Genomic DNA, 21837 nt, shown 5'->3' on the forward strand with positions numbered 1-21837 from the left:
ATAACCAGCTCGCTGGGCTGGGCGGTCAAGAACGCAAATAAATCGGCCTCAACCTCGCCTCCTTGAGCAACTGAAGGAGGAACTGGGCCTCGATCATTTCGAAGGCCGTTCCTGGATCGGGCTGCATCGCCACGCCCTGCTCGGCATGATGGCCTACGCGTTTCTGCAATCCTGCCGCCTCAAGGCGACGGTGCGGAAAAAAACATCGCCACACCCACCACCCCAGCCCAGCCTGACGGCGATCCGCCAGGCCATCCTCGACCGCAGTCCGCACCCGTCACGGAAAGTGCCAAAGTGGTGTCAGGCGCTACCGGCGCGCGGCCATCTCACGGTCGAGCGTGGTCGCGGCGCTGATGAGTGCGAGATGGGTAAAGGCCTGCGGGAAGTTGCCTAGATGCTCGCCCGCATGGCCCAACTCCTCGGCGAACAGCCCGACCTCGTTGGCATAGCCGAGCATCTTGTCGAAAATGAACCGCGCCCGGTCGAGATCGCCGGCCCGGGCGAGACACTCGACATACCAGAACGAGCACATCGTGAACGTGCCCTCCTCGCCCGACAGCCCGTCCTCGCCATTACGGTAGCGATAGACCAGCGAGTCGACGACGAGATCCTGCTCGATCGCCCGCATCGTCGACAGCCAGCGCGGATCGCTCGCGCCGATGAACCGGAGCAGCGGCATCAGCAGGCAGGCTGCATCGAGCGTGTCGCCTCCGCGTGTCTGCACGAAGGCCTGTCGCTCGGCATTCCAGAAATTGTCGTGAATGTCGTGGTAGATCGCGTCGCGCACCCGCCGCCAGTCCTCGATCGGCGCCGGCAGGCCGCGCTTGTCCGACAGCCGCACCGCGCGATCCATCGCCACCCAGCACATCAGCCTCGAGTGCAGGAAATGCTGCTGCCCGCCCCGCACCTCCCAGATGCCTTCATCCGCGCGCTCCCAATTGCGCGTCACATAACCGACGATCCGCCGCACCACCGTCCAGCTCTCATACGAGATCTGCGCGACATGCGCATCGGTGAGATAGATCGCGTCCATCAACTCGCCATAGATGTCGAGCTGGAGCTGGTTGTTGGCCCCGTTGCCGACCCGCACCGGCACACTGCCGAGATAGCCGCGAAAATGCCCGAGCTCCGTCTCGTGCGGCACCTCGCCGCCGTCGACGGCATACATGATCTTCATCTCACCGGAAGCGCCGGCCTCCGCCTCGCGCGCATTCAGCCACGCACCGAACGCGCGCGCCTCGTCGGCATGGCCGATACGCAGGAACGCATAGGCGATGAACGCCGAATCCCGCAGCCAGGTATAGCGATAGTCCCAGTTGCGCTCGCCCCCCGCCTCCTCCGGCAGGCCATACGTCACCGCCGCCACCATCGAGCCGTGCTCGGCACAGGTCAGCAGCTTCAGCGCCAGCGCCGAGCGCCGCACCTCCGCCGCCCAGCGGCCATTGTAGTCCGACCGGTTCGCCCAGGCGCGCCAGGTGTTCGACGTGGTCTTGAAGGACTCGGCGACCCATACATCCGCGCTCGGATCGCCGGCATCGAGTGCGGCGTCCTCCAGCACGAACGCCGCGCTCTCGCCGGTATCGAGCGTGAACTCCGCCACCGCATCGCCACCATCGGCCGCGAGATCCACCGTCGACCACAGCCGCAACGCCATCCCCTCGCCGTCGGGTGCGAAGATCGCCTCGCGACCGCTCCTCAGCTCCAGCTCATGCTTCGCGCGGCCGTAATCGAAGCGCGGCGCACAGTGCAGCCGGAACGTCACCGGCCCCATCACCGCCTTCACCCGCCGCACCAGCCGCTGCACCGGCGCATCCGCCCCCGGCTCGACCTCGGCATGGTTGAAGAAGTCGCAGATCTCGCTGACCCCGCCATGCGCCATCAGCCGCGTCAGCAGCACGTTCGTGTCCGGCAGATAGAGCTGCCGGTGCCGCCCGCCATCGAGCACGGGCGCGAGGCTGAACGATCCGCCCCGATCGTCGTCGAGCAGGGAAGCGAACACGCTGGGACTGTCGAAGCGCGGCCAGCACAGGAAGTCGATGGCTCCGTCATTGGCGACCAGCGCGGCGGTGCGAAGATCGCCGATGACGGCGTGGTTCTCGATCGGCTGGGCCATGCGCCACAAGCGCGCCGCCGCACGCTCGGTTGCCTGCGCCCAGAGACACGTCTTGCCCTACCGCGACGCGGGCGCCGAACCCCGCGTGCCCCACCACCCCATCAGCACGATCGCCACCCCCACCGCGATCACCGCCCACCAGGCGGGCACCAGCGCCGCCACATCGCCGCGCACCACGGTCCCCACCAGCGCGATACCCAGTGCCAGCCCCACCTGCCGCGCCGTCGACGCCACCGACCCGGCCAGCGCGGTGCGCTCGCGAGGCAGACCCGCAATCGCTGCCGTGCTGATCGGCGCGTTCACCGTCCCATACCCCGCTCCGAACAGCATCAGCGCGCCCATCAGCCGCCACACCGGCGTCGTCTCCGCCAGACCCAGCAGCGCCACCCCGCCCAGCCCGATCAGCACGCCTGCCACCAGCAGCGACGGCCGCAGCCCGAACGCCCCCACCGCCCGCCCCGACAACGGCGCCGCGATCATCGAACACAGCGCCAGCGGCACACTCACCAGCCCGGCCCGCACCGGCGAGAACCCGCGCAACACCTGCAGATAATAGGGCAGCAGGAACAGCAGCGCCCCCAGGCAGGCGAACGCCCCCATCGCAATCGCGATCGCCGCCACGAAAGGCGGCCTTCGGAACAGCTCCAGCTCCACCAGCGGCAGCCGCACCCGTCGTTCCACCACCACCAGCGCCGCCGCGCCGAGCCCCGCCACACCCAGCGACACCAGCACCCGAGCCGAACCCCACCCGGCCCGCGGCGCCTCGATCAGCCCCCAGACCAGCCCGGCCAGCAGCGCGATCACACAAAGCTGCCCCGCCCAGTCGAGCGGCCGCCGATGCCCTTCCTGCCCCACCGGCAACAGCACACTCGCCGCCACCAATGCGACGATCATCACCGGCACGTTGATCCAGAACACCGACCGCCAGCCCACCAGATGCGTCAGCGCCCCGCCCACCACCGGCCCGACCGCCATCGCCAGACCCGACACCGCCCCCCAGATCCCGATCGCCCGCGCCCGCGCCCGCGGCTCGGGATGCGCCTGCACGATCAGCGACAGCGCCGACGGGTTCATCATCGATCCGCCCACCGCCTGCAACGCCCGAAACCCGATCAGCCAGCCCATGCCCGGCGCCACCCCGCAGGCCAGCGACGACAGCCCGAAGATCGCCAACCCCACCCGAAACACATGCCGCCGCCCGAACCGGTCCGCCATCGCCCCCGACAACATCAACAGACACGCCGCCACCAGCGGGTAGGCATCCACCGTCCACTGCAGCGCGGAAATCGACGCCCCAAACTCGGCCCTGATCGACGGCAACGCGACATTCACCACCGTCGCATCCATCGCCACCAGCAACAGCGACAGACAACACGTCGCCAGCACCACCCCCGGCCGGCCGCGCCACCGGCGGGTCATGCGGTTTCGCAGGAGGCGCTGCCCCCTGCACCCCCGGCAAAGGGCTTCAGCCCTTTGCGATCCCGATCGTCATGCGACCGCAGGGATGGGCCATGCCCATCCCTGCGGTCGCATAATGACCGAGGTGCAGGAGGCCGAGCCTCCTGCCAGGGGGTGCGGGGGACAGCGTCCCCCGCGAAGCCCGCATCACTCATCCCAGCAGCCGGTGGACGTAGACGAGGTCGAGCCAGCGGCCGAACTTGAAACCCACTTCGGGCAGGCGGGCGGTTTCGGTGAAGCCGCAGGCGCGGTGCAGGGCGAGCGAACCCGTGTTGTCGGCGGCGACCAGCCCGATCATGGCGTGCATGCCGCGTCGGGTGGCGTGGTCGATCATCGCCTCAAGCAGCCGCCGGCCAAGTCCCTGCCCCTGCGCGTCGGGCGTGACATACACCGAATGCTCGACGGTGCGATCGTAGCCATCCTTGGGATGAAACGGCCCATAGCTGGCGTAGCCGAGCACGGTACCTGCACGATCGGCGACCAGGATCGGGAAGTTGCCGGCGGCCTGACGGGCGAGCCAGGCGGCGCGTTCGTCGAGTGTGGTGGGCTCGCGCGACCAGTTCGCGGTGGTGTGGGTGATGGCGTGGTTGGCGATCGCCAGCAGGGCGGGCAGGTCGGCGTCGGTGGCGTGGCGCAGGTCGATGGAGCCCATCAATCGAACTCGGTCGGCAGGTCGGGATCGCGGCGATGGGCGAACAGCCGGGCGATCTGGTGCGGCAGCACGCGGCCGCGCGACAGGTCGCCGGGGATCGCGTCCTCTGCGAAGAAGGCGATCTCGCTGGTCTCGAGGCTGGTGGCCGGCGCGCCGCCGGTGAGCGTGCAGAGAAAGAACAGCTTGTAGATCGAGAACAGCCCGGCCGGGCTGTGACCCTGGGTCGCGCGGTCATGCACCAGGGCGAGCTTGTCGGCGCGTCCCGTATAACCCGATTCCTCGTACAGCTCGCGGATCGCGCAGGCGCTCGCACTCTGGCCCGGGTCCGCCCAGCCGCCCGGCAGCGTCCAGCGCCCGCCATCGGCGACCTCGCGCACCATCAGGATGCGGCCCTGCGCGTCGAACGCGGCGGCGCGGACATCCACCTTCGGCGTCATGTAACCCTGCTCGGCGGCCAACAGCCCGCGCAGGGCGATCGCGTCGCCAGCGCCGGAGTCCGCCAGCATGTCGGCGGCGATCGCCTGCAACTGCGCAAAACGCTCGCGGTCATAGGGGTCGCGGGTGAAGGCGAGGCCGTTCTGGGCGATGGCGGCGAGCGAACGGGCGCGCAGCAGGGCCGCCGGTTCCTCCTCCATACGCCACCTCCCCGATCCGCCTGCCGTGACGATACAAGCGCGCGCCCGATTGGCAACCGTCGCGCCTGTCGTCAGTTAGTGTCCTGCATGAGCCCAGAGCAGACCCTTCGGACGCTTCGCGCCAGGCGTCCGCTCGTGCACAGCATCACCAATCTGGTGGTCGCCAACCTGACCGCCAACGCGCTGCTGGCGATCGGCGCCTCGCCGGCCATGGTCGAGGGCATCGACGAGGCGGCGGAGCTGGCCGCCATCGCCGACGCGCTGGTGGTCAATCTCGGCACCATGACCCGCGACCGTGCGGAGGCGATGGTGCTCGCTACCGCCTCGGCGCGCGCGCATCGTCGCCCCTGGGTGCTCGACCCGGTGGCGGTCGGCGTGCTCGACCACCGCTCGCGCGTCGCCGTCGCGCTGCTGGAAGCGCGCCCCGACGTGATCCGCGGCAATGCTTCCGAGATCATCGCCCTCGCCCGCCGTGCCCAGATCCATCAGACCGACGCCGTCGGCGGCCGCGGTGTGGACAGCGGCGACACCACCGAGGCCGCACTGCCGGCGGCGATGGCACTGGCCCGTGCGACGGGGGCGGTGGTCGCCGTCAGCGGCGCGATCGACCGCATCACCGACGGCGTGCGGCTGGCGACGATCGCCAACGGGCACGAGATGATGCCGCTGGTCACCGGGCTCGGCTGTACGGCGAGCGCGCTGATCGGCGCCTGCCTCGCGGCCGCCCCACCCTTCGAGGCGGCACTGCACGGCGCGCTGTTCACCGCACTGGCCGGCGAGATCGCCGCTGAGGGCGCGACCGGACCCGCCACCCTGCAACTCCGCCTGATCGACACGCTGCACACCCTCTGCGCGGCGGATCTCGTCCGCGCCCGCCTCACCGACACGCACGCCACAGCACAGGACCAGCACTGACATGCGGCTGACACGACACGCCTCCGCCGGCGCAGCGCTGCTGCTCGCGCTGTGTGCGACGGCTCCCGGGCCGACGGCCTTCGCCCAGGCCGAGCAGCAGACGGAGCATCATGCCGAGCCACAGCCCGAGCACCCCGACGCCCCACCGCCGCAGGCCGCGCATGACGACGACACGCAAGCCGCCCGGCAGGCACCAGCAAAGCCCGCACCCGCCCACGCCCAGACACCTGCCCCCGCGAAACCCGCGCCCGCGGCCGCCGCGCCCGCGAAACCCGAGGACAAGCCGGCCCCCGTCAGCCTGACCAAGGACAGCCTCGCCGGCGACCTGATCGACGAGGTCACCGGCGCGAGTGCCGCGATCGCCGCCCGAGTCGCCAATTTCGCCACCCTGTTCTCGGATCTCCGCTTCGCCACCCGCTTCTCGCATACCGAGATGACCGCGCCCGGCGGCCTCGATGCGCTGTGGGACCGGCTGGAGCACGGGCTCGGCCTGCTGGTGGCGGCGATCGTGCTGATGATCGCGCCGCGGCCTCTGCTGCGGCGGACGATGAGCCGGCTGGAGGGCATCGTCGAGCGGGCCGACCAGCGCGCAGCGCGCCGCCGCCTGGCCGAATCGCCCCCGCCGCCGCCGCCCGAGCCCGAACCGCCTGCCGACCCGGAGCCGGCGCGCGAGCCGGCCGGCGGCAAAAGCGACAGCACGCCGATCACCGATCACATCACCCCCCCGGAGGCCACCGTCTCCGTCGCCCAGGGCGAGGCATCTGAGGCCGAGCGCGCGGCCCTCGACGCTGACGGCAAGCCGCAGCAGGCCGCGGAGGCAAAATTGTCGCTGGCCGACATCCATGCCGGTGCCGCGACCCGCAGCCCGCTTCCCGCCGCCGCACCGCTGGCCGAGGCCGCCAGCGAGGAAGACCGTCAGGAGCAGCTTGCCGAGGCCGCCCGCAGCGCCGAGACCGAGGCGCGGCGCCGCGAGGAGCGCGAGCGCGACGCGATGAACCGCCACCGCACGCTGCATGTGCTGCGCCGCATTCCCATCGCCGCGCTGCGCCTGCTGGTCGAGCTGCTGCCGGTGGTCGTCTTCGCACTGCTGTTCTGGACCGGGCTGGCGGTGCTCGACATGCGCCCGGCGACCGAGCGGGTCTATACCGCGGTCGGAATCGTCACCATCGGCGCCTGGTCGCTGCTCGCCCTGCTGCGCAGCCTGCTGTCGCCGAAGCAGCCGGCGCTGCGCCTGATCGGCTCGGGCGACGATTTCGCCCGCCGGCTCTACGCCTGGCTGCGGATCCTGGTGATCGCGGCGGCGGTGGCGGCGGCGATGATCCAGTGGGCGCAGGCGATCGCCATGCCGACCCGCGGCGTGCGCGCCATGGCCAGGCTGATCGTGCTGATCGAGCACCTGCTGATCGCCGGCATGATCTGGAACCTCCGCCGCGACATCGCCGAGAAGCTCACCCCGCCGCGGCGCCTGCGCGAACGTCCGCTCGGCCGCGCGCTGAGTGTCGCGGCGCACTGGTGGTGGCTGCCGGCCCTGTTCTTCGACCTCGCCCTGTGGCTGGTCTGGGCGGCCCAGATCCGCGACGGCTACGAACGCATCTGGCGGCTGTTCCTGTCCACCGCGGTGATCCTCATCGTCGCGAGGCTGGCCGCCATCGCCCTGCTCGGCCTGCTGGACCGGCTGCTGCGCCTCGACGAGGCCCGCGCCAAGACGCATCCGCTGCTGCAAGCGCGCGTGCAGCGCTACTACCCGATCCTGCGCCGGATGGTCGGCTGGGCACTGGTGGTGATCGCGCTGATCGCCCTGCTCCAGGCCTGGGGCCTGCCGGCGCTGGACTGGCTGCGCAGCGGCATCGGCCAGCGCGTCACCTCGGCGGCGGGATCGATCGTGGTGGCGGTGATCTTCGCCGTCGTCGGCTTCGAGTTCGTCTCCCTGCTGCTCGAACGCCAGGTGGACCGCTATGTCGACAGTGGCCAGAGCGTGCGCGCCGGACGCCTGCGCACCCTGCTGCCGATCATCCGCTCCGTCCTGCTGGTCGCACTTGGCATCATCGTGATCTTCACCGTGCTGTCGCAGATCGGCGTGAATGTCGCCCCCCTGCTGGCCGGGGCAAGCATCATCGGCGTCGCCCTGGGCTTCGGCTCGCAGAAGCTGGTGCAGGACTTCATCACCGGCATCTTCCTGCTGCTGGAAAACGCCATGCAGGTCGGCGACACCGTCACCGCCGGCGGGCTGACCGGCGTGGTCGAGCACCTGTCGGTGCGCACGCTGCGACTGCGCGCCGGCGACGGCTCGGTGCACATCATCCCGTTCAGCTCCGTCTCCACCGTCACCAACGTCAATCGCGGCCGCGGCAATGCGGCGGTCAGCTTCGACATCGCGCCGAGCGCCGACGTCGACCGCGCCGCCGACATCCTCAAGGCGATCGCGCTGGCGATGCGCACCGAGGACGATTTCCGCGACGGCATGCTGTCGGACCTGCAGTACTGGGGCGTGAACGCGGTCAGCGGCACCGCCGTCAACCTCGCCGGCCAGATCGTATGCACCGATTCCGCCCGCTGGGCAGTGCAGCGCGCGTTCAACCGGCGCGTCCTGCTGGCCTTCCGCGACAAGGGCATCGAGCTCGCGAACACCATGCAGACCATCCAGCTTGTCGGCACCGATCCGGGGGCGCATGACGGCCCGCATGCCTGACGCACGTCCGCCCAGCCCCCCTCTCGCCGCCGCCGGATCGGCGCTGATCCGCGATGGCTTCGCCTTTGCCCGCGCCGACGAGATGCGCACCGCCCTGGTGGAGGCGGGTGGGCGCGACTGGGAGGGCTTCGCCGCCTCCTGGAACGATCTCGGACTCGACCGCTACATGGCCGATGGCGGCCGCTACCGCCGCCGCCGCCACGCCGCCTTCGCGCTGGCGGCGGACGGCACCATCACCCGCAAGCCGCACCAGCCGCATTATCAGAGTCGGGACTACAACGCCCTCAATGGCGGCGTGGAGCGCTGGTTCGCCCCCGTCACCGATGCGGTCGGCACCCATCCGATGACGCTGGCCGTCCTGCGCATGGCACACGACCTGTTCACCCCCCGCACACCGCCCGAGCTGCGCCCGTCGAGCTGGCACGCCGAACTGCACCAGTTCCGCATCGAGGCCGAACCCGGCGGCGAGGGCCGTCCCACACCCGAGGGCATGCACCGCGACGGCGTCGACTGGGTGCTGGTGATGCTGATCGGCCGCATCAACGTCCGATCGGGCCTGACCACCATCCACGACCTCCGCCGCCGCGAGATCGGTCATTTCACCCTCGCCGAGCCGGGCGACACCGCTCTGGTGGACGATTTCCGCGTCTATCACGGCGTCACCGCCATCCACCCGCTCGACCCCGCCCTGCCCGCCCATCGCGACGTGCTGGTGCTGACGCTCAGGCGGGGGTAGGCGCGGCGGAGATGAACGCCTAGACAGAAACCAGACCGCGCGAGGAGACACGGCATGGCGGGCACGGCGACGTCAGCGGCGACCTTCGGCCAGACCAGGCCCGCCAGGGGCACCATCTATCCGGTGCTCGGCGCGATCAGCGTCTGCCATCTGCTCAACGACATGCTGCAATCGCTGCTGCTGGCGATCTATCCGCTGCTCAAGGCCGGATTCGCGCTTGATTTCGGCCAGATCGGCCGGCTCACGCTGGTCTATCAGCTCACCGCCTCGATCCTGCAGCCGCTGATCGGCAACTACACCGACCGCCGGCCCCTGCCGTTCTCGCTGCCCTTCGGCATGGCCAGCACCGGGGCCGGGCTGATCCTGCTCGCCCTCGCACCGAACTACGCCACCCTGCTGGCCGCAGCCGGGCTGATGGGCATCGGCTCGTCGATCTTCCATCCGGAATCCTCGCGCATCGCCCGCCTCGCCTCGGGTGGCGCGCACGGGCTCGCACAGTCGATCTTCCAGGTCGGCGGCAATCTCGGCTCCGCCCTCGGCCCGCTCGCCGCCGCACTGGTCATCCTGCCGCACGGACGAGGTGCGACCGCCTGGTTCGCGCTCGCCGCCCTGCTCGGCATCGTCATCCTGACCGGGCTCGGGCAATGGGTGCGCGCCGGCGGTCATGCGAAGCCGAGACCGAAAGGCACCCGTCACCCCGCCACCGGCCTGTCATGCCGGCAGACCATTACGGCCCTCGCCGTGCTGGTCGCGTTGGTGTTCTCGAAGTATTTCTACCTCACCTCGCTGAGCTCGTACTACACCTTCTTCCTGATGCACCGGTTCGGCATCCCGGTGCGCTCCGCGCAGCTCGACCTGTTCGTGTTCCTCGGCGCGGTGGCGGTGGGCACCATCGCCGGCGGTCCGATCGGCGACCGGATCGGACGCAAGAAGGTCATCTGGGGCTCGATCCTCGGCGTGCTGCCGTTCAGCCTCGCCCTGCCACATGTCGGGCTGCACGCCACCATCCTCCTGTCGGCGATCATCGGCGTGGTGCTGGCCTCCGCCTTCTCGGCGATCCTGGTCTATGCCACCGAACTGCTGCCGGGCCGGGTCGGCATGGTGTCGGGGCTGTTCTTCGGGCTCGCCTTCGGCATGGGCGGCATCGGCGCCGCAGTGCTCGGCGATCTGGCCGATCACAGCTCGATCACCACCGTCTACCAGCTCTGCGCCTGGCTGCCGGCACTCGGATTGCTGACCGTGCTGCTGCCGGATGTGCGCAGGATGCCGGCCTGAGCGGCGGAGTGCGCGCCCAGGAAATCATCGACCCGACCGGACGGCGACGGCGCGATCTCGGCCGGCGCGTGCGGCGCATCGTGCTGCCGATCGCCGCGGTCGCCCTGGTGATGGCGGCGATGGCGGCGGTCGGATGGCGCAGCTACGACATCGCGCGCCGCTCGATCGCGAAACTCTCCAACGCCGTGCTGGTCGCCACCCAGACCGCGATCGCCCAGGAGATGGCGACCTATCTGGTTCCGGCGACGCAAGGCCAGGCGATCGGCCTCGACATGGTCCAGCACGGCGCCCTCGCCCCCAGCGCCGGCACGCTGGGCGCGAACAGCTTCCAGCGCTTCGCCGTCGCGCTGATGCGCCAGGACCCGCAGGTCGCGGCCTTCTATCTCGCCAATTCCGACGGCGATTTCGAGCTGGTGCAGCGTGCCGCCGAGGGCGCCACCGACACCATCGTGGTCACCGACAAGACGCCCGATCACGCCCGCACGCGCACCGAGACCCGCACCGACGAGTCCGGACGCGTCACCGCACAGCCGCCGCAGCCCAGCACCTACGACCCCAGAAAGAGCCCCTACTACCGCGGCGCGATGCGCCAGCCGGTCGAGGGCGGCTCGGCCTCGGTGCTGCCGGACGGCTCGACCGTCTACTGGTCGGCGCCCTACCTGTTCAAACCCACCTCGCAGCCGGTGATCACCGCCTCGATCGGCTACACCGATCCCGGCGACAGCCGCGACCATGTGCTGGCCGTCAACATCGCGCTCGACCGGATGAGCGCCTTCCTCGCCCGGCTCAAGATCGGCGAGCACGGCCATGCGATGATCCTCGACCGCGCCGGCCAGATCATCGCCGCCCCGCCGCTCGCCGACGCCCATGACGACCCCACCGCCTGGCGGCTCGACCACGGCATCACCGACCCCCGCCTCGCCGACGACGCCGACCTCGTACGTGCCTTCGACCTGTTCCGCGTGCAGGGGTTCGGCCCGCAATCCTTCGTCCTGCACGGCGTGCGCTACATCTCGCTCGCCGCCCGACTGCCGGGTGCCGCACCCGACTGGGTGCTGCTGCTGAGCGTGCCGGCGCGCGACTTCGCCGCCTTCTCCGCCGCCGACACCCGCTCCACCTTCGTCTCGCTGCTGGTGATCCTGCTGCTCGCGGCCGGGTTGGCCGGGGTGCTGATCTGGCAGGGGCTGCGCTCGGACCGCCTCGTCGCAGCACTCGATGCGCGCAACGCACGCGGTTCTGCCGAACGCGAGGCGCTGCACGCCTTGCTGTCCGAGCCGCATCTGCTCGATGCCGCGGTCGCCGCACCAGGCCTGACCGAGCGCCTCGCCGAGGCGGCGGGCGCGGCGCGCGCCTCGATCTGGCGGCTGGTGCATGACGGCACCGTGCTGCGCTGCGACGACCTTTATGACGCGCGCAGCGACACCCATGCCGGCGGTGCCGAACTCCAGCTCGAATCGGAGGAGGATTTTGCCGACGCCCGCGCCCGCGAGGCCGGGTTCGCGGTCGACGACGCCGCCGCCGACCCGCGCACCCGCCGATACTGGCGCCAGGTCATGCGGGCCGCCGAGACCCGGGCGCTGCTGGCGGTGCCGGTGACCGGCGCGGACCGCACCGCGGCGATGCTGCTGATCGAGAACCCGACCCGGATCGGCGAGACGGAAGGGCTGATCGACATGATCGGCGGCATCGTCGCCCTGCGCCTGCATGACGAGGCCGAGCGCACCCCCGCCCCCACCCCCACCCCCGCCGGTGCGCTGCCGGCGACGCACGAGACGCGCACCGACCCGCTTGGCGACAACCTGCTGCTCGATCCGGGCGCCGACGGCGCGGCCCCGACCCCGGGCCTGTTCCCGTCGGTCGCGATCATGGTGCTGGCCTTCGGCGACAGCGGCGTCGAGGACACGCCCTCGACCGACCAGACCCTGCATCTCGTCGACGACATCGCCTCCGGCCTGCAGGACATCGCCCGCCGGCACGGGCTGTTCTCGGTCAAGGTCGCCGGCCACCGTCTCGTCGCCGCCGCCGGCTGCACACCCGAACCCGATCCGCAGGCGCCGATCCGGCTTGCCCTCGCCGCGATCGCCATCCGCGACTTGTGCCTGTCGCGACTGAGTGCCGCCGATATCGACCCCGCCTTCCAGATCGGCCTCGATGTCGGCCCCACCTTCGGCGCCGAGCTCGGCCGCGAACCTTCGGTGTTCAACCTGTGGGGCGAGACGGTGCGCGTCGCCGAGGCGATGGCGCAGTCCAACCCGCAGCCCGGCTCGATCCAGGTCACCGAAGGCATGTACATCCTGCTGCGGCAGCATTTCCTGTTCCGCACCCGCGGCAGCTTCTACACCCCGCGCGGCGGTGTTTCGCGCGCCTATATCCTGGCAGGCCGGCAGTGAGCGGCGCGACGGCCGAGCGCGCGCCCCTGCCGCTGCGGCTGCTGCCGGGCAGGCTGCGGCGCACCGCCGCGGCCGTCGGCCGGCAGACCCGCGCGATGCTGCGCTTCCTGCTCGCCCTGGTCGGCGCGAGCTACGGGGTGGCGCGCGAGGCGCTGCGTCCGACGAGCTGGCGGCGCACCACCCGCACCGAGTTCCGCACCACGCTGCGCCAGGCGGCCGGCGGCGGCGTGCTCGCCACCGTGCTGACCGGCATCCTGGTGGGGGCGGCGGCGGTGGCGCAGGCGATGTACTGGCTCGGCATCGCCGGGCTGGTGGAAAGCGGCGGCGTGCTGGTGATCAACGTGCTGCTGCGCGAGTTCGCCCCCATCCTCGTCGGCATCATCCTGCTCGGCCGCAGCGGCATGCCGATGGTCGCGGAGATCGCCCGTCTGGGCGCGTCCGGCCGGCTGCGCACGCTGGAGGCGGAAGGTGTGGACAGCTTCATCCTGCTGGTGCTGCCGCGCAGCCTCGCCTTCGCGGTCAGCGGCTTCACCCTCGGCATCGTGTTCGCCGTCGCCGCCCTGCTCTCGGCCTACGTCACCGGTATCGCCGAAGGGGTGGTCAACACGCCGCTGTGGAGCTTCATGGCGCATGTCTCGACCTCGATCGGGGCGCATTCCTATGTCGCGGTGCCGATCGAACTGGCCCTGGTCGGCTATCTGGTCGGGCTGTCGAGCTGCCTGACCGGGCTGGGGCTGGCCGGCGAGGACGGGCTGCTGCACCAGCTCGCCCACGGGTTCGGCCGCGGCATCCTCACCGTGATGACGGTCAGCATCCTGTTCGCGGTGTTCGCATGAGCGAGACCACCGCCCCGGCCAGCCGCGCGGTGCTCGAGCTGCGCGACCTGCGGCCCGATTTCCGCCTCAGCCAGCTCGCCCCGCACCCGGTCAACCTGCGCCTGCGTGCCGGCGAGTGCCTCCAGATCGTCACCCGCGGCTGGCGCGAGGCGGCCGCCTTCGCCGATCTGTGCGAGGGGCTGGTGGACCCGTTCGACGGCACCGTGCTGATGCAGGGGCTCGACTGGGCCGGGTTGCCGCGACGCGAGGCCGGCGCGCTGCGCGGGCGCATCGGACGCACCCATCATCGCGGCGCCTTCAACGAACTCGCCCCCGTCGGCGAGGACATCCTGCTGCCGCAGCTGCACCACACGCGGATACCGCGCCCGAAGCTGATCGCCGCCGCCGAAGCGCTGTGCCTGCGTTTCGGCCTGCCGGGCCTGCCCACCGGCCTGCCCGGCGAGATCGGCGAGGCCGATCTTGCCCGCGCCAACTGCGTTCGCGCCTTTCTCGGCCACCCCGACCTGCTGCTGCTGGAGCCGCCGATGCTCACTGCCCCCGACCTGCTGCCGGCCTTCCTCGCCGCACTGACCGAGGCCCGAGACCGGGGTGCTGCGGCGATCTGCTTCACCCGCCGGCTCGATCTCGGCGATGGCGCGGTGCGCCGCTCCTTCGGCGGCGTGTTCAGCCATCGCAGCCTGCTCGGCGATGACGGCCTGCGGCCGCTGCATCTCGCATGACCCCCGAACGTCCCCCCGAGCTCCAGGCCGAACGCGCCCGCGACACCGTCGCGGCGGAGGCGATCGCCGGGCATCGCAGCGGCCGCCTCACCCGGCGCCGCTACACCGACGAATGGGTCGGGCTGCTGGTGCTGGCCGCGATCGGCGTGTTCGCCGCCGCCGCGATCGAGGCCGGCATCCTGCACAACTGGCTGCAACCGCCCGGCCGGCTGCACATCCTGCTGCCGCAGACCGGGGTGGGCGGGCTGTCGCCGGGTGCCGATGTCGAGGTGTTCGGCATCCATGCCGGCACCGTGCGCCATGTCCGCCTCAATCCCGATGGCGAGACCTGGGCGGAGGCCGAGATCGACCCGCAGGCCGAACCCTTCATCCGCCGCGACAGCGCCGCCACCATCAAGCTGCGCTACGCGGTCGCGGGGGCGGCCTATGTCTCGCTGTCGCGCGGCAAGGGCGAGCCGATGGACTGGCACTACGCCGTGGTCAAGGCGACCACCGACCCCAACCCGGTCGACATGATCACCGCCACCATCGCCGACATCCGCACCCATGTCCTGCCGATCCTCGACAACGCGCAGGCGATGACCGCCTCGCTCAAGGCCGTCGCCGCCGACCTCCAGCAGGGCCGCGGCAGCGCCGGCAAGCTGCTGACCGACGACACGCTGATCCGACAGGCCGAGGCGACAGTGACGAAGCTCCAGGACACGATCGCGAAGCTCCAGCCGCAGATCGGCTCGGTGCTCGACCACGCCAACCGCACAATGAGCAACGTCCAGTCCGCCAGCCGCGACCTCAAGGCCGCCACCCCGCAGCTCCCGGCCATCACCCGCAACGCCCGCGACGCCACCGCCGAGCTGCCTGCCCTGCTGCTCCAGGCGCAGGCCACCACCCACGACCTGCAGGGCCTGATCACCCAGCTGCGCGGCCTGTGGCTGCTCGGCGGCGGCGGCACGCCCAAACCCGCCGACCACCGCATCAGCCCCGCGCAGGTCGCCCCATGAGGCGCGCACCCGCAGCCCTCGCGCTCGCATTGCTGCTGCTGTCAGGCTGCGCGAGCCACCCCGCCCCGCCGCAGGACGATGCGATGGAGGTGGCGATCTCCGCCGGCCGCCAGGCGATGGACAACCACCAGCCCGCGCAGGCGATCCCCCGCTTCGAGGACGCGAACCGCCGCGCCCTGCTGCGCGACGACGCCCCGGCCCTCGCCGATATCGGCTACGACCTCGCCGCCGCCCGCCTCGCCGACAACCACCCCGACGCCGCCCTGTCCGAACTCGCCCGCACCCGTGCCGCACTGTCCCTGCGCGGCCACCCCGCCCCGCCGGCACTCGATCTCGTCGCAGCCGCCGCCCTCGACCGCCTCGCCCGCCTCCCCGAAGCCCGCATCGCCGCCACCCGCGCCGCCACCAGCCCCGACCCGGCCATCGCCGCGCGCGCGCTCTTCCTGTCCGGCCTGATCGCCGACCATGCCGGCGACCGCACGGGCGTCATCGACGCCAGCACCCGCCTCGACCACCTCGCCCCGGCGAAAGCCCTGCCCCGCTGGCGCCAGGCCGACCGCCTCGAACTCGCCGCCCGCGCCGCCCTGGCCTCCGGCCACCCCGACACAGCCCTGGCCACCATACGCCAGGCCATCGACCTGCGCCGCGACGACACCGACTATCCCGCCCTGCGCCGCGGCCTGCGTCTCGCCGCGGCCGCGGCAGGCGCACTGGGGCAAACCAGTATGGCGGCAGCCTACGAAGCCCAGGCTACGCAGAGTCTCGACGCGGCGAAGTGAGCGTTCTTTCTTGAAAGAAAGAACCAAAGAACTTCTAAAAGATTTTTTCGTCAGTCGGATAAAAGTCTTTTTGCTTCTTTTTCTTCAGAAAAAGAAGAACCCTTATGACGGGATCAGCCGCAACAGCGTCTCCAGCCGATCCGCCTCCTCGAACGGCTTGTCCGGCCGCAGCCGCGCGACACGCGGAAAGCGCAGCGCCACCCCCGATTTGTGCCGGTTCGAGCGCTGGGCGGCATCGAACGCGATCTCCAGCACCAGCCCGGGTGCGACCTCGCGCACGGGCCCGTAGCGACGGGTGGTGTTGTTGCGGATCCAGCGGTCCATCTGCGCCAGTTCCGCATCGGTGAAGCCCGAATACGCCTTGCCGACCGGGACCAGTTCCGCACCTTCCGCACCGTCGCGCCACAGGCCGAACGTGTAGTCGGAATAAAACGAGCTGCGCTTGCCATGCCCACGCTGCGCATACATCACCACCGCGTCGATGGTCAGCGGATCGCGCTTCCATTTCCACCACAGACCCTTCGGCCGCCCGGCCACATAGGGGCTGTCACGGCGCTTGAGCATCACGCCCTCGATCGACGCCGCGCGTGCGCCATCGCGCAGGCTCGAGAGGGTGTCGAAATCCGCCGCCTCGATCACCGCCGAGAGATCCATCCTCGGCGGCCGATGCGTCGCGAACCACGCTTCCAGACGTGCCCGCCGCTGCTCAAAGGGCAACGCGCGCAGGTCCTCCCCTTCCTCGAACAGCAGGTCGTAGAGCCGCACGGCCACCGGATGCTGTTCCATCAGCGCCACGCCGGGCACCTTGCGGTTCAGACGCTGCTGGAGGTCGGCGAAGGGGGCGACCTCGCCGTCGCGGATCACCAGCAATTCCCCGTCGAGCACCGCATCGAAGCCCATCGCCTCGACGATCTCCGGAAATGCCGCCGAGACGTCGTCCGACCCGCGCGAGTAGATGCGCCGCCCGCCCGGCACCGAAACGAGCTGCACGCGGATCCCGTCCCATTTCCACTCCGCGCAGTAGGCGGCGTAGTCGAGTGCGGCGATATCCGCCGCCTCCAGCGGCTGTGCCAGCATCGGCGAGCGGAACACCGGCGCATCCTGCGGATCGGGCCGCGGCCCGCGCGCCTCGAGCCAGTCGAACAGCTCGGCATAGGGTGGAGCGAGCCCGTGCCAGACCTCCTCGATCTCGTCGACGCTCACGCTGCCGCCGGCCAGTTCCGCCAACGCCGTCTTCGCCAGCCGCGCCGATGCACCCACGCGCAGCGCTCCGGTCATCAGCTTGAGAATCGCATAGCGGACCGGCGGATCGGAGGCATCGAGCCAGCCCTCGAGAAGGGCGGGAAGCTCCGCCTTCGGCGTATGCATCAGCCCGTCCACCACCTCGGCCAGCATCGGCGGCGTGCGCACGCTGTTGCGGCCGAACGCGTCGTCACGCGCGGGCCAGATCAGCGACACCGTCTCGGCGAGATCGCCGACATAGTCACACGACCATTCGAACAGCACCGGATCGGTGCGCGCCTGCGCGAGCGCACGGATCAGCGCGGGCTTGGCGAGCGGAAACGACAGCGTGCCGGTCAGCGCCGCCAGCCCCCAGCCGCGATCGGGATCAGGCTCGGTGCGGAAGAATTCCCGCAGCAGTGCGAGCTTGGCCAGCCGCCCCGGCGTCAGTGTCAGCCGCTCCAGCAGGGTGGCGAAGGCGATCATGCCGCCGCCCCCTCACCCTCCGCGGCCGGCGCCTCCTCCTCGTCGCCATAGCCGAGCAGACGCAGCGCGCGCCCGGTGCGCCCCGAACCCTCGATCCAGTGGATCAGCGCCTCCTCCCGCCCGTGCGTCACCCAGATTTCCGGCGCATCCACCTCGTCGATGGTGCGACAGAGCTCGTCCCAGTCGGCATGATCCGAGATCACCAGCGGCAGTTCCACACCGCGCGCCTTCGCCCGCTGCCGCACCCGCATCCATCCCGAGGCCAGCCCCACCACCGGATCGGCGAGCCGCCGCGCCCAGCGATCGGCGATCGCCCCCGGCGGAGCGAGCACGATCGCGCCCGCCAGCTCCGCCCTCGCCCGCCCTGTCGCCGCACGCAGATCACCCAAAGGGACACCCAACCGCTCATAGGTGTCGCAGACCGACATCAGCGCACCATGCAGATAGATCGGTCCGTCCCACCCTGCCTCGCGCAGCAGCAGGATCAGCCTCTGGCACTTGCCCAGCGCATAGCACCCCACGACATGCGTGCGCTCGGCAAACAGCCGCACGCTGTCGAGCAGCCTGCCGATTTCGCCGCGCGGATCGGGATGGCGGAACACCGGCAGGCCGAAGGTCGCCTCGGTGACGAACACGTCGCACGCCACCGGCACGAACGGCGCACAGCTCGGATCGGCGACGCGCTTGTAATCGCCGCTCACCACCGCGCGACTGCCGCGATACTCCATCACCACCTGCGCACTGCCCAGCACATGCCCGGCCGGCTCCAGCCGCACCTCGACATCGCCGATGCGCAGGCCCTCGCCATAGCGCAGTTCCTGCTGCTCGCGCGCCGGTCGATCCTCGCCCATCCGGGTGCGCATGATCGCCAGGCTTTCCGGCGTGGTCAGCACATGCTCGTGGCCGGGCCGCGCATGATCGGCATGGGCATGGGTGACGATCGCATGCGCCACCGGCTGCACCGGGTCGATATGGAATCCTCCCGGCGCGCACCACAGCCCTTCCGGACGCGGCGTCAGCCAGCCCGACGGATGCGGCGTCATCGCGCCGCGAGGAAGGCGCGCGCGGTGCGCAGCGACAGCGCCATGATCGTCAGCGCCGGATTGGCCGCCAGCGCGCTCGGAAACACCGAGTTGTCGCAGATCCACAGATTGTCGATATCAAAACTCCGCCCGGCCGGATCGACGACGTTGCGATCCCCGCTCCTTCCCATCCGGCAGGTGCCGATCGTATGCGCCACACGCGGCAGCACCTGGATGTCGCTCGCCCCCGCCTGCTGCCAGATCGCCCGCATCACCTTCGTCGCATGGGCATCGAGCGCGCGTTCGTTGTCGTGATAGGAAAAACGGATCAGCGGCCTGGCCATGCCGCTCTCATCGGTCTCGTCCGACAACACCAGCACGTTGTCGTCATGCGGCAGCGTCTCGCCATTGATGCCGATCCCGGCGGCATGGTTGTAGCGTGACAGCAGATCGACCAATGCGGCTCCGCGCACACCGCCGCGCGACAGCATGTTGGCCCAGGTCACCGGCAGCACGCCGAGGCTCTGGATCAGATAGCCCCCGGCGAAATCCGCATCGTCGGGGCGGACGAAATCCTCCGTGATCAGCGCGGACGGATAGCCCTTGTTCATCCGCATCTCGTCGTCGAATATCCCCCACACCTGGGTCGCGACATGCGCCATGTAGTTCCGCCCGACCTGGCCGGAGGAATTGGCAAGCCCCGTATGCAGCAGCAGACGCGGCGTCTCCACCGCGCCGGCGCAGACAAACACCTGCCCGCACGCCTGACGGTAACGCACCCCGTCGCGCAGATAGACGACATCGCTGATCCTGCCGGACGAATCACGGACGAGATCGATCACCATGCATCCGTCGCGGATCTCCGCGCCATGCGCGGTGGCGATGCGCAGCCAGGTATTGGCGGTGCTGGCCTTGGCATCGTTGCGACAGCCTTGGTGACAGTGCCCGCAACTGATGCAGGCCTGACGGGTGAAGCCGTCGGGTTCGACCCGGTCGGCGGTCAGCACCGCGGCCGGCGACGTCGCATGGCGGATGCCAAGCGCATCGCAGCCGCGCTGCATGACCTGCGCCGGCGCGTTCAGCGCGACCGGCGGCAGACGGTAGCGGCGATCGGCGTCCCACGGATACTCCCTGGGCCCCGACACGCCGATCACCGCCTCGACGGTCTCGTAAAGTGGCGTCAGTTCATCGAGACCGAACGGCCAGTCCTCGCCACCCTCCGCCGCCATGCGCAAGTCGCGCGCATCGGCCCGCGGCGTGAACGCGCCCCAGTGCAGGGTGGAGCCACCCACACCGATGCCGCTGTTGTTGCCCCCGAACGCCTCCGGCGTCGCCCCGCCCGAGAGACGCTCCGACAGCCAGTAGATCGGGTCGGCGGCCAGTTCGTCAGCGACGAAATCGCGCGGGTCCCAGGCACGGCCGGCTTCCAGCGCCACCACCCGCACCCCGGCGCGCGCCAGCTCCGCCAGCAGCGGCGCGCCCCCCGCACCGGTGCCGATCACCACCACATCGACCGCCTCCGGGGTCGCCCCGATGGCGGCACTCACCGCCACACACTCCCCGCCGGCGGCTCCCACGGCTCCACCACCCCGATCCCGACCGGCGCGAACCCCGGCAGGCGCGGCGTATCGCCGCCATAGGCGGGCCCATCATACCCCATTTCCGCCATCTGCTGTGGACGCGCGACATGCAGCCGCGCCAGCGCCGCCTGCACATCGGCCACAAACGCCGCCTCGCGCGAGACCGCCACGTCCCCCGACGCGATCTCGTCGAGCAGCCGATCGCGCGCCCGCGCATCGAGCCCGGCGAGCGCGCCGCCGGCACGCCGATCCAGCGCGGCCACGCCCTCGCGCCAGGCCTGCGCATCGGGCGGCAGGATCGCGAACCGCCAGCCATCGCCACCCCCCTCGCAAGCCGCCACCGCCGCACGCACCAGCCCCTCGGCCGCCACCCCAGGCAGGCACCAGCCGGCCACAGCCTCCAGACACGCCGCCATCGCCTCGGGTGCCGGCGGCGGCTCGGCCTGCACCCGCGCCTGCAACACCGCCCGCGTCCCCGCGCTGACCCGCACACCATCGATCAGCGCGCGAAAGTCGCGCCGATCGGCCGGCATCGCGATCGGCGCCGCCTCGAATTCCGCCATCCACGCGCCGATCACCTGCGCCAGCACTGCGCTGCGCTCCAGATGCAGCAGATGCGCCGCCCCCCGCAGCACCACGAACCGCGCATTCGGCAGATGCGGCAGCATATGCTCCGCCTGCGCCTGCGGACCGAGCGCCCCATCCTCGTCCCCCGCCACCACCAGAGCCGGGACATCGAGCCGCCCGATCCGCTCGCGCCAGTCCTCCTCCAGCCCCGCCGCCAGCCATGCCCACCAGGCCTCGGGATGGCTGCGCAGCACCGCCGCGACCGCCGCCGCGCGCTCGGCTTCCGGCAGCGGGCCTGCGCTGTTGGCGTCCACGAACTGCTCCGCCTGCGCGCGGCTGTCGTCGGGATGGCCACGAAACCAGCCCAACATGTCCTCGCGTGCCTGCGCATCGATCGGTTCGGGCGCCGGCGGCGAGCCAGCCAGCAGCACCAGCCCCTGCAGCCCCGCCAGGCGCGCATCGCCATCCTGCGCCGCACGCGCCACCGCGAGCGCGATCTTCGCGCCCATGCTCTGCCCCATCAGCCAGAACCGCGCGCGTCCCGACAGCGCGTCGATCACATGGTCGCGCATCGCCGCCACGTCCCGCCGCCCCAGCGGCGCGGCGCTGCCGAACCCCGGCAGGTCGATCCCCTCCACATGCAGGCCTCCGCCCGCGTCGCGGTCGAGGGACGCCCAGGCCGTCGAGTCGCCGCCGAGGCCGTGCAGGCCGATCAGGTTTTCTGTCATGCGCTGCTATCGCGCGAGGCAAGGCAGGGATGCGTCCG

The 21837-nt window shown here is 70.9% G+C and carries 17 protein-coding genes; 9 read left to right on the forward strand and 8 right to left on the reverse strand.

Going from position 1 to position 21837, the window contains the following annotated elements; genetic code table 11:
* Nucleotides 1-307: 307 nt before the first annotated feature.
* The 4 genes from FHR90_RS07105 to FHR90_RS07120 all read right to left on the reverse strand — a co-directional run bounded on the left by FHR90_RS07105 (nt 308) and on the right by FHR90_RS07120 (nt 4858).
* A complete protein-coding gene (locus FHR90_RS07105) occupies nt 308-2113 on the reverse strand; it encodes a glycoside hydrolase family 15 protein (protein ID WP_176623022.1) in 1806 nt (601 codons plus the stop codon).
* A gap of 57 nt (nt 2114-2170) precedes the next feature.
* The gene (locus FHR90_RS07110) at nt 2171-3532 is read right to left on the reverse strand and encodes a DHA2 family efflux MFS transporter permease subunit (protein ID WP_176623024.1); all 1362 of its coding nucleotides are present in this window, start codon (nt 3530-3532) and stop codon (nt 2171-2173) included.
* Between the two features lie 190 nt (nt 3533-3722).
* A complete protein-coding gene (locus FHR90_RS07115) occupies nt 3723-4223 on the reverse strand; it encodes a GNAT family N-acetyltransferase (RefSeq protein WP_218061987.1) in 501 nt (166 codons plus the stop codon).
* Nucleotides 4223-4858: an NUDIX hydrolase gene (locus tag FHR90_RS07120; protein WP_183274968.1), complete on the reverse strand. Its 636-nt coding sequence runs from the start codon at nt 4856-4858 to the stop codon at nt 4223-4225. The genes FHR90_RS07115 and FHR90_RS07120 overlap by 1 nt, the downstream gene beginning before the upstream one ends.
* An 87-nt stretch (nt 4859-4945) precedes the next feature.
* On the opposite strand from FHR90_RS07120, the gene thiM reads away from it, so the two are divergent.
* The 9 genes from thiM to FHR90_RS07165 are packed head-to-tail and all read left to right on the forward strand — an operon-like array spanning nt 4946 to nt 16195.
* Nucleotides 4946-5773, forward strand: coding sequence for a hydroxyethylthiazole kinase (gene thiM, locus FHR90_RS07125; protein ID WP_183274969.1), 828 nt, complete (start codon nt 4946-4948; stop codon nt 5771-5773).
* Nucleotide 5774: 1 nt separating this feature from the next.
* A complete protein-coding gene (locus FHR90_RS07130) occupies nt 5775-8462 on the forward strand; it encodes a mechanosensitive ion channel family protein (RefSeq protein WP_183274970.1) in 2688 nt (895 codons plus the stop codon).
* Nucleotides 8455-9198, forward strand: a complete 744-nt coding sequence (locus FHR90_RS07135; RefSeq protein WP_176624493.1) for a 2OG-Fe dioxygenase family protein — start codon at nt 8455-8457, stop codon at nt 9196-9198. Before FHR90_RS07130 ends, FHR90_RS07135 begins: the two co-directional genes overlap by 8 nt.
* A gap of 54 nt (nt 9199-9252) precedes the next feature.
* Nucleotides 9253-10473 carry an MFS transporter gene (locus tag FHR90_RS07140; protein ID WP_176624495.1) on the forward strand — a complete coding sequence of 407 codons (1221 nt, stop codon included), beginning with the start codon at nt 9253-9255 and terminating at the stop codon, nt 10471-10473.
* An 8-nt stretch (nt 10474-10481) separates the two neighbouring features.
* Nucleotides 10482-12863: an adenylate/guanylate cyclase domain-containing protein gene (locus tag FHR90_RS07145; protein WP_183274971.1), complete on the forward strand. Its 2382-nt coding sequence runs from the start codon at nt 10482-10484 to the stop codon at nt 12861-12863.
* Nucleotides 12860-13699 (forward strand): ABC transporter permease, encoded by an 840-nt coding sequence (locus tag FHR90_RS07150; protein ID WP_266153122.1) that lies wholly within the window; start codon nt 12860-12862, stop codon nt 13697-13699. Before FHR90_RS07145 ends, FHR90_RS07150 begins: the two co-directional genes overlap by 4 nt.
* The gene (locus tag FHR90_RS07155) at nt 13696-14418 is read left to right on the forward strand and encodes an ABC transporter ATP-binding protein (RefSeq protein ID WP_176626022.1); all 723 of its coding nucleotides are present in this window, start codon (nt 13696-13698) and stop codon (nt 14416-14418) included. Before FHR90_RS07150 ends, FHR90_RS07155 begins: the two co-directional genes overlap by 4 nt.
* Entirely contained in the window at nt 14415-15416 is a 1002-nt protein-coding gene (locus FHR90_RS07160) for an MlaD family protein (protein WP_183274972.1), read from the forward strand. The genes FHR90_RS07155 and FHR90_RS07160 overlap by 4 nt, the downstream gene beginning before the upstream one ends.
* On the forward strand, nt 15413-16195 hold the full coding sequence (locus tag FHR90_RS07165; RefSeq protein ID WP_183274973.1) for a hypothetical protein: 783 nt from the start codon (nt 15413-15415) through the stop codon (nt 16193-16195). Before FHR90_RS07160 ends, FHR90_RS07165 begins: the two co-directional genes overlap by 4 nt.
* A gap of 102 nt (nt 16196-16297) precedes the next feature.
* Here the strand turns inward: FHR90_RS07165 and FHR90_RS07170 are convergent, their stop codons facing one another.
* Genes FHR90_RS07170 through FHR90_RS17625 form a run of 4 tightly spaced genes read right to left on the reverse strand, consistent with a single transcriptional unit; the run spans nt 16298 to nt 21799 of the window.
* Nucleotides 16298-17902 (reverse strand): cisplatin damage response ATP-dependent DNA ligase, encoded by a 1605-nt coding sequence (locus FHR90_RS07170; RefSeq protein WP_176624757.1) that lies wholly within the window; start codon nt 17900-17902, stop codon nt 16298-16300.
* Nucleotides 17899-18945 carry a ligase-associated DNA damage response exonuclease gene (locus tag FHR90_RS07175; protein WP_176624759.1) on the reverse strand — a complete coding sequence of 349 codons (1047 nt, stop codon included), beginning with the start codon at nt 18943-18945 and terminating at the stop codon, nt 17899-17901. Before FHR90_RS07175 ends, FHR90_RS07170 begins: the two co-directional genes overlap by 4 nt.
* Nucleotides 18942-20471 carry a GMC oxidoreductase gene (locus FHR90_RS07180; RefSeq protein WP_183274974.1) on the reverse strand — a complete coding sequence of 510 codons (1530 nt, stop codon included), beginning with the start codon at nt 20469-20471 and terminating at the stop codon, nt 18942-18944. Before FHR90_RS07180 ends, FHR90_RS07175 begins: the two co-directional genes overlap by 4 nt.
* Nucleotides 20468-21799 carry an alpha/beta hydrolase gene (locus FHR90_RS17625; protein ID WP_183274975.1) on the reverse strand — a complete coding sequence of 444 codons (1332 nt, stop codon included), beginning with the start codon at nt 21797-21799 and terminating at the stop codon, nt 20468-20470. The genes FHR90_RS07180 and FHR90_RS17625 overlap by 4 nt, the downstream gene beginning before the upstream one ends.
* Nucleotides 21800-21837 lie beyond the last annotated feature (38 nt).

Origin of the sequence: Endobacter medicaginis (assembly GCF_014192375.1) — a bacterium.
In the GTDB taxonomy this organism is placed as follows: Bacteria; Pseudomonadota; Alphaproteobacteria; order Acetobacterales; family Acetobacteraceae; genus Endobacter; species Endobacter medicaginis.

Coding starts and splice junctions, on each gene's coding strand:
- FHR90_RS07175 (WP_176624759.1), bottom strand. CDS start 18,945: ATGACGCCGCATCCGTCGGGCTGGCTGACGCCGCGTCCGGAAGGGCTG.
- FHR90_RS07170 (WP_176624757.1), bottom strand. CDS start 17,902: ATGATCGCCTTCGCCACCCTGCTGGAGCGGCTGACACTGACGCCGGGG.
- FHR90_RS07160 (WP_183274972.1), top strand. CDS start 14,415: ATGACCCCCGAACGTCCCCCCGAGCTCCAGGCCGAACGCGCCCGCGAC.
- FHR90_RS07105 (WP_176623022.1), bottom strand. CDS start 2,113: ATGGCCCAGCCGATCGAGAACCACGCCGTCATCGGCGATCTTCGCACC.
- FHR90_RS07110 (WP_176623024.1), bottom strand. CDS start 3,532: ATGACCCGCCGGTGGCGCGGCCGGCCGGGGGTGGTGCTGGCGACGTGT.
- FHR90_RS07120 (WP_183274968.1), bottom strand. CDS start 4,858: ATGGAGGAGGAACCGGCGGCCCTGCTGCGCGCCCGTTCGCTCGCCGCC.
- FHR90_RS07135 (WP_176624493.1), top strand. CDS start 8,455: ATGCCTGACGCACGTCCGCCCAGCCCCCCTCTCGCCGCCGCCGGATCG.
- thiM (WP_183274969.1), top strand. CDS start 4,946: ATGAGCCCAGAGCAGACCCTTCGGACGCTTCGCGCCAGGCGTCCGCTC.
- FHR90_RS07155 (WP_176626022.1), top strand. CDS start 13,696: ATGAGCGAGACCACCGCCCCGGCCAGCCGCGCGGTGCTCGAGCTGCGC.
- FHR90_RS07140 (WP_176624495.1), top strand. CDS start 9,253: ATGGCGGGCACGGCGACGTCAGCGGCGACCTTCGGCCAGACCAGGCCC.
- FHR90_RS17625 (WP_183274975.1), bottom strand. CDS start 21,799: ATGACAGAAAACCTGATCGGCCTGCACGGCCTCGGCGGCGACTCGACG.
- FHR90_RS07115 (WP_218061987.1), bottom strand. CDS start 4,223: ATGGGCTCCATCGACCTGCGCCACGCCACCGACGCCGACCTGCCCGCC.
- FHR90_RS07130 (WP_183274970.1), top strand. CDS start 5,775: ATGCGGCTGACACGACACGCCTCCGCCGGCGCAGCGCTGCTGCTCGCG.
- FHR90_RS07165 (WP_183274973.1), top strand. CDS start 15,413: ATGAGGCGCGCACCCGCAGCCCTCGCGCTCGCATTGCTGCTGCTGTCA.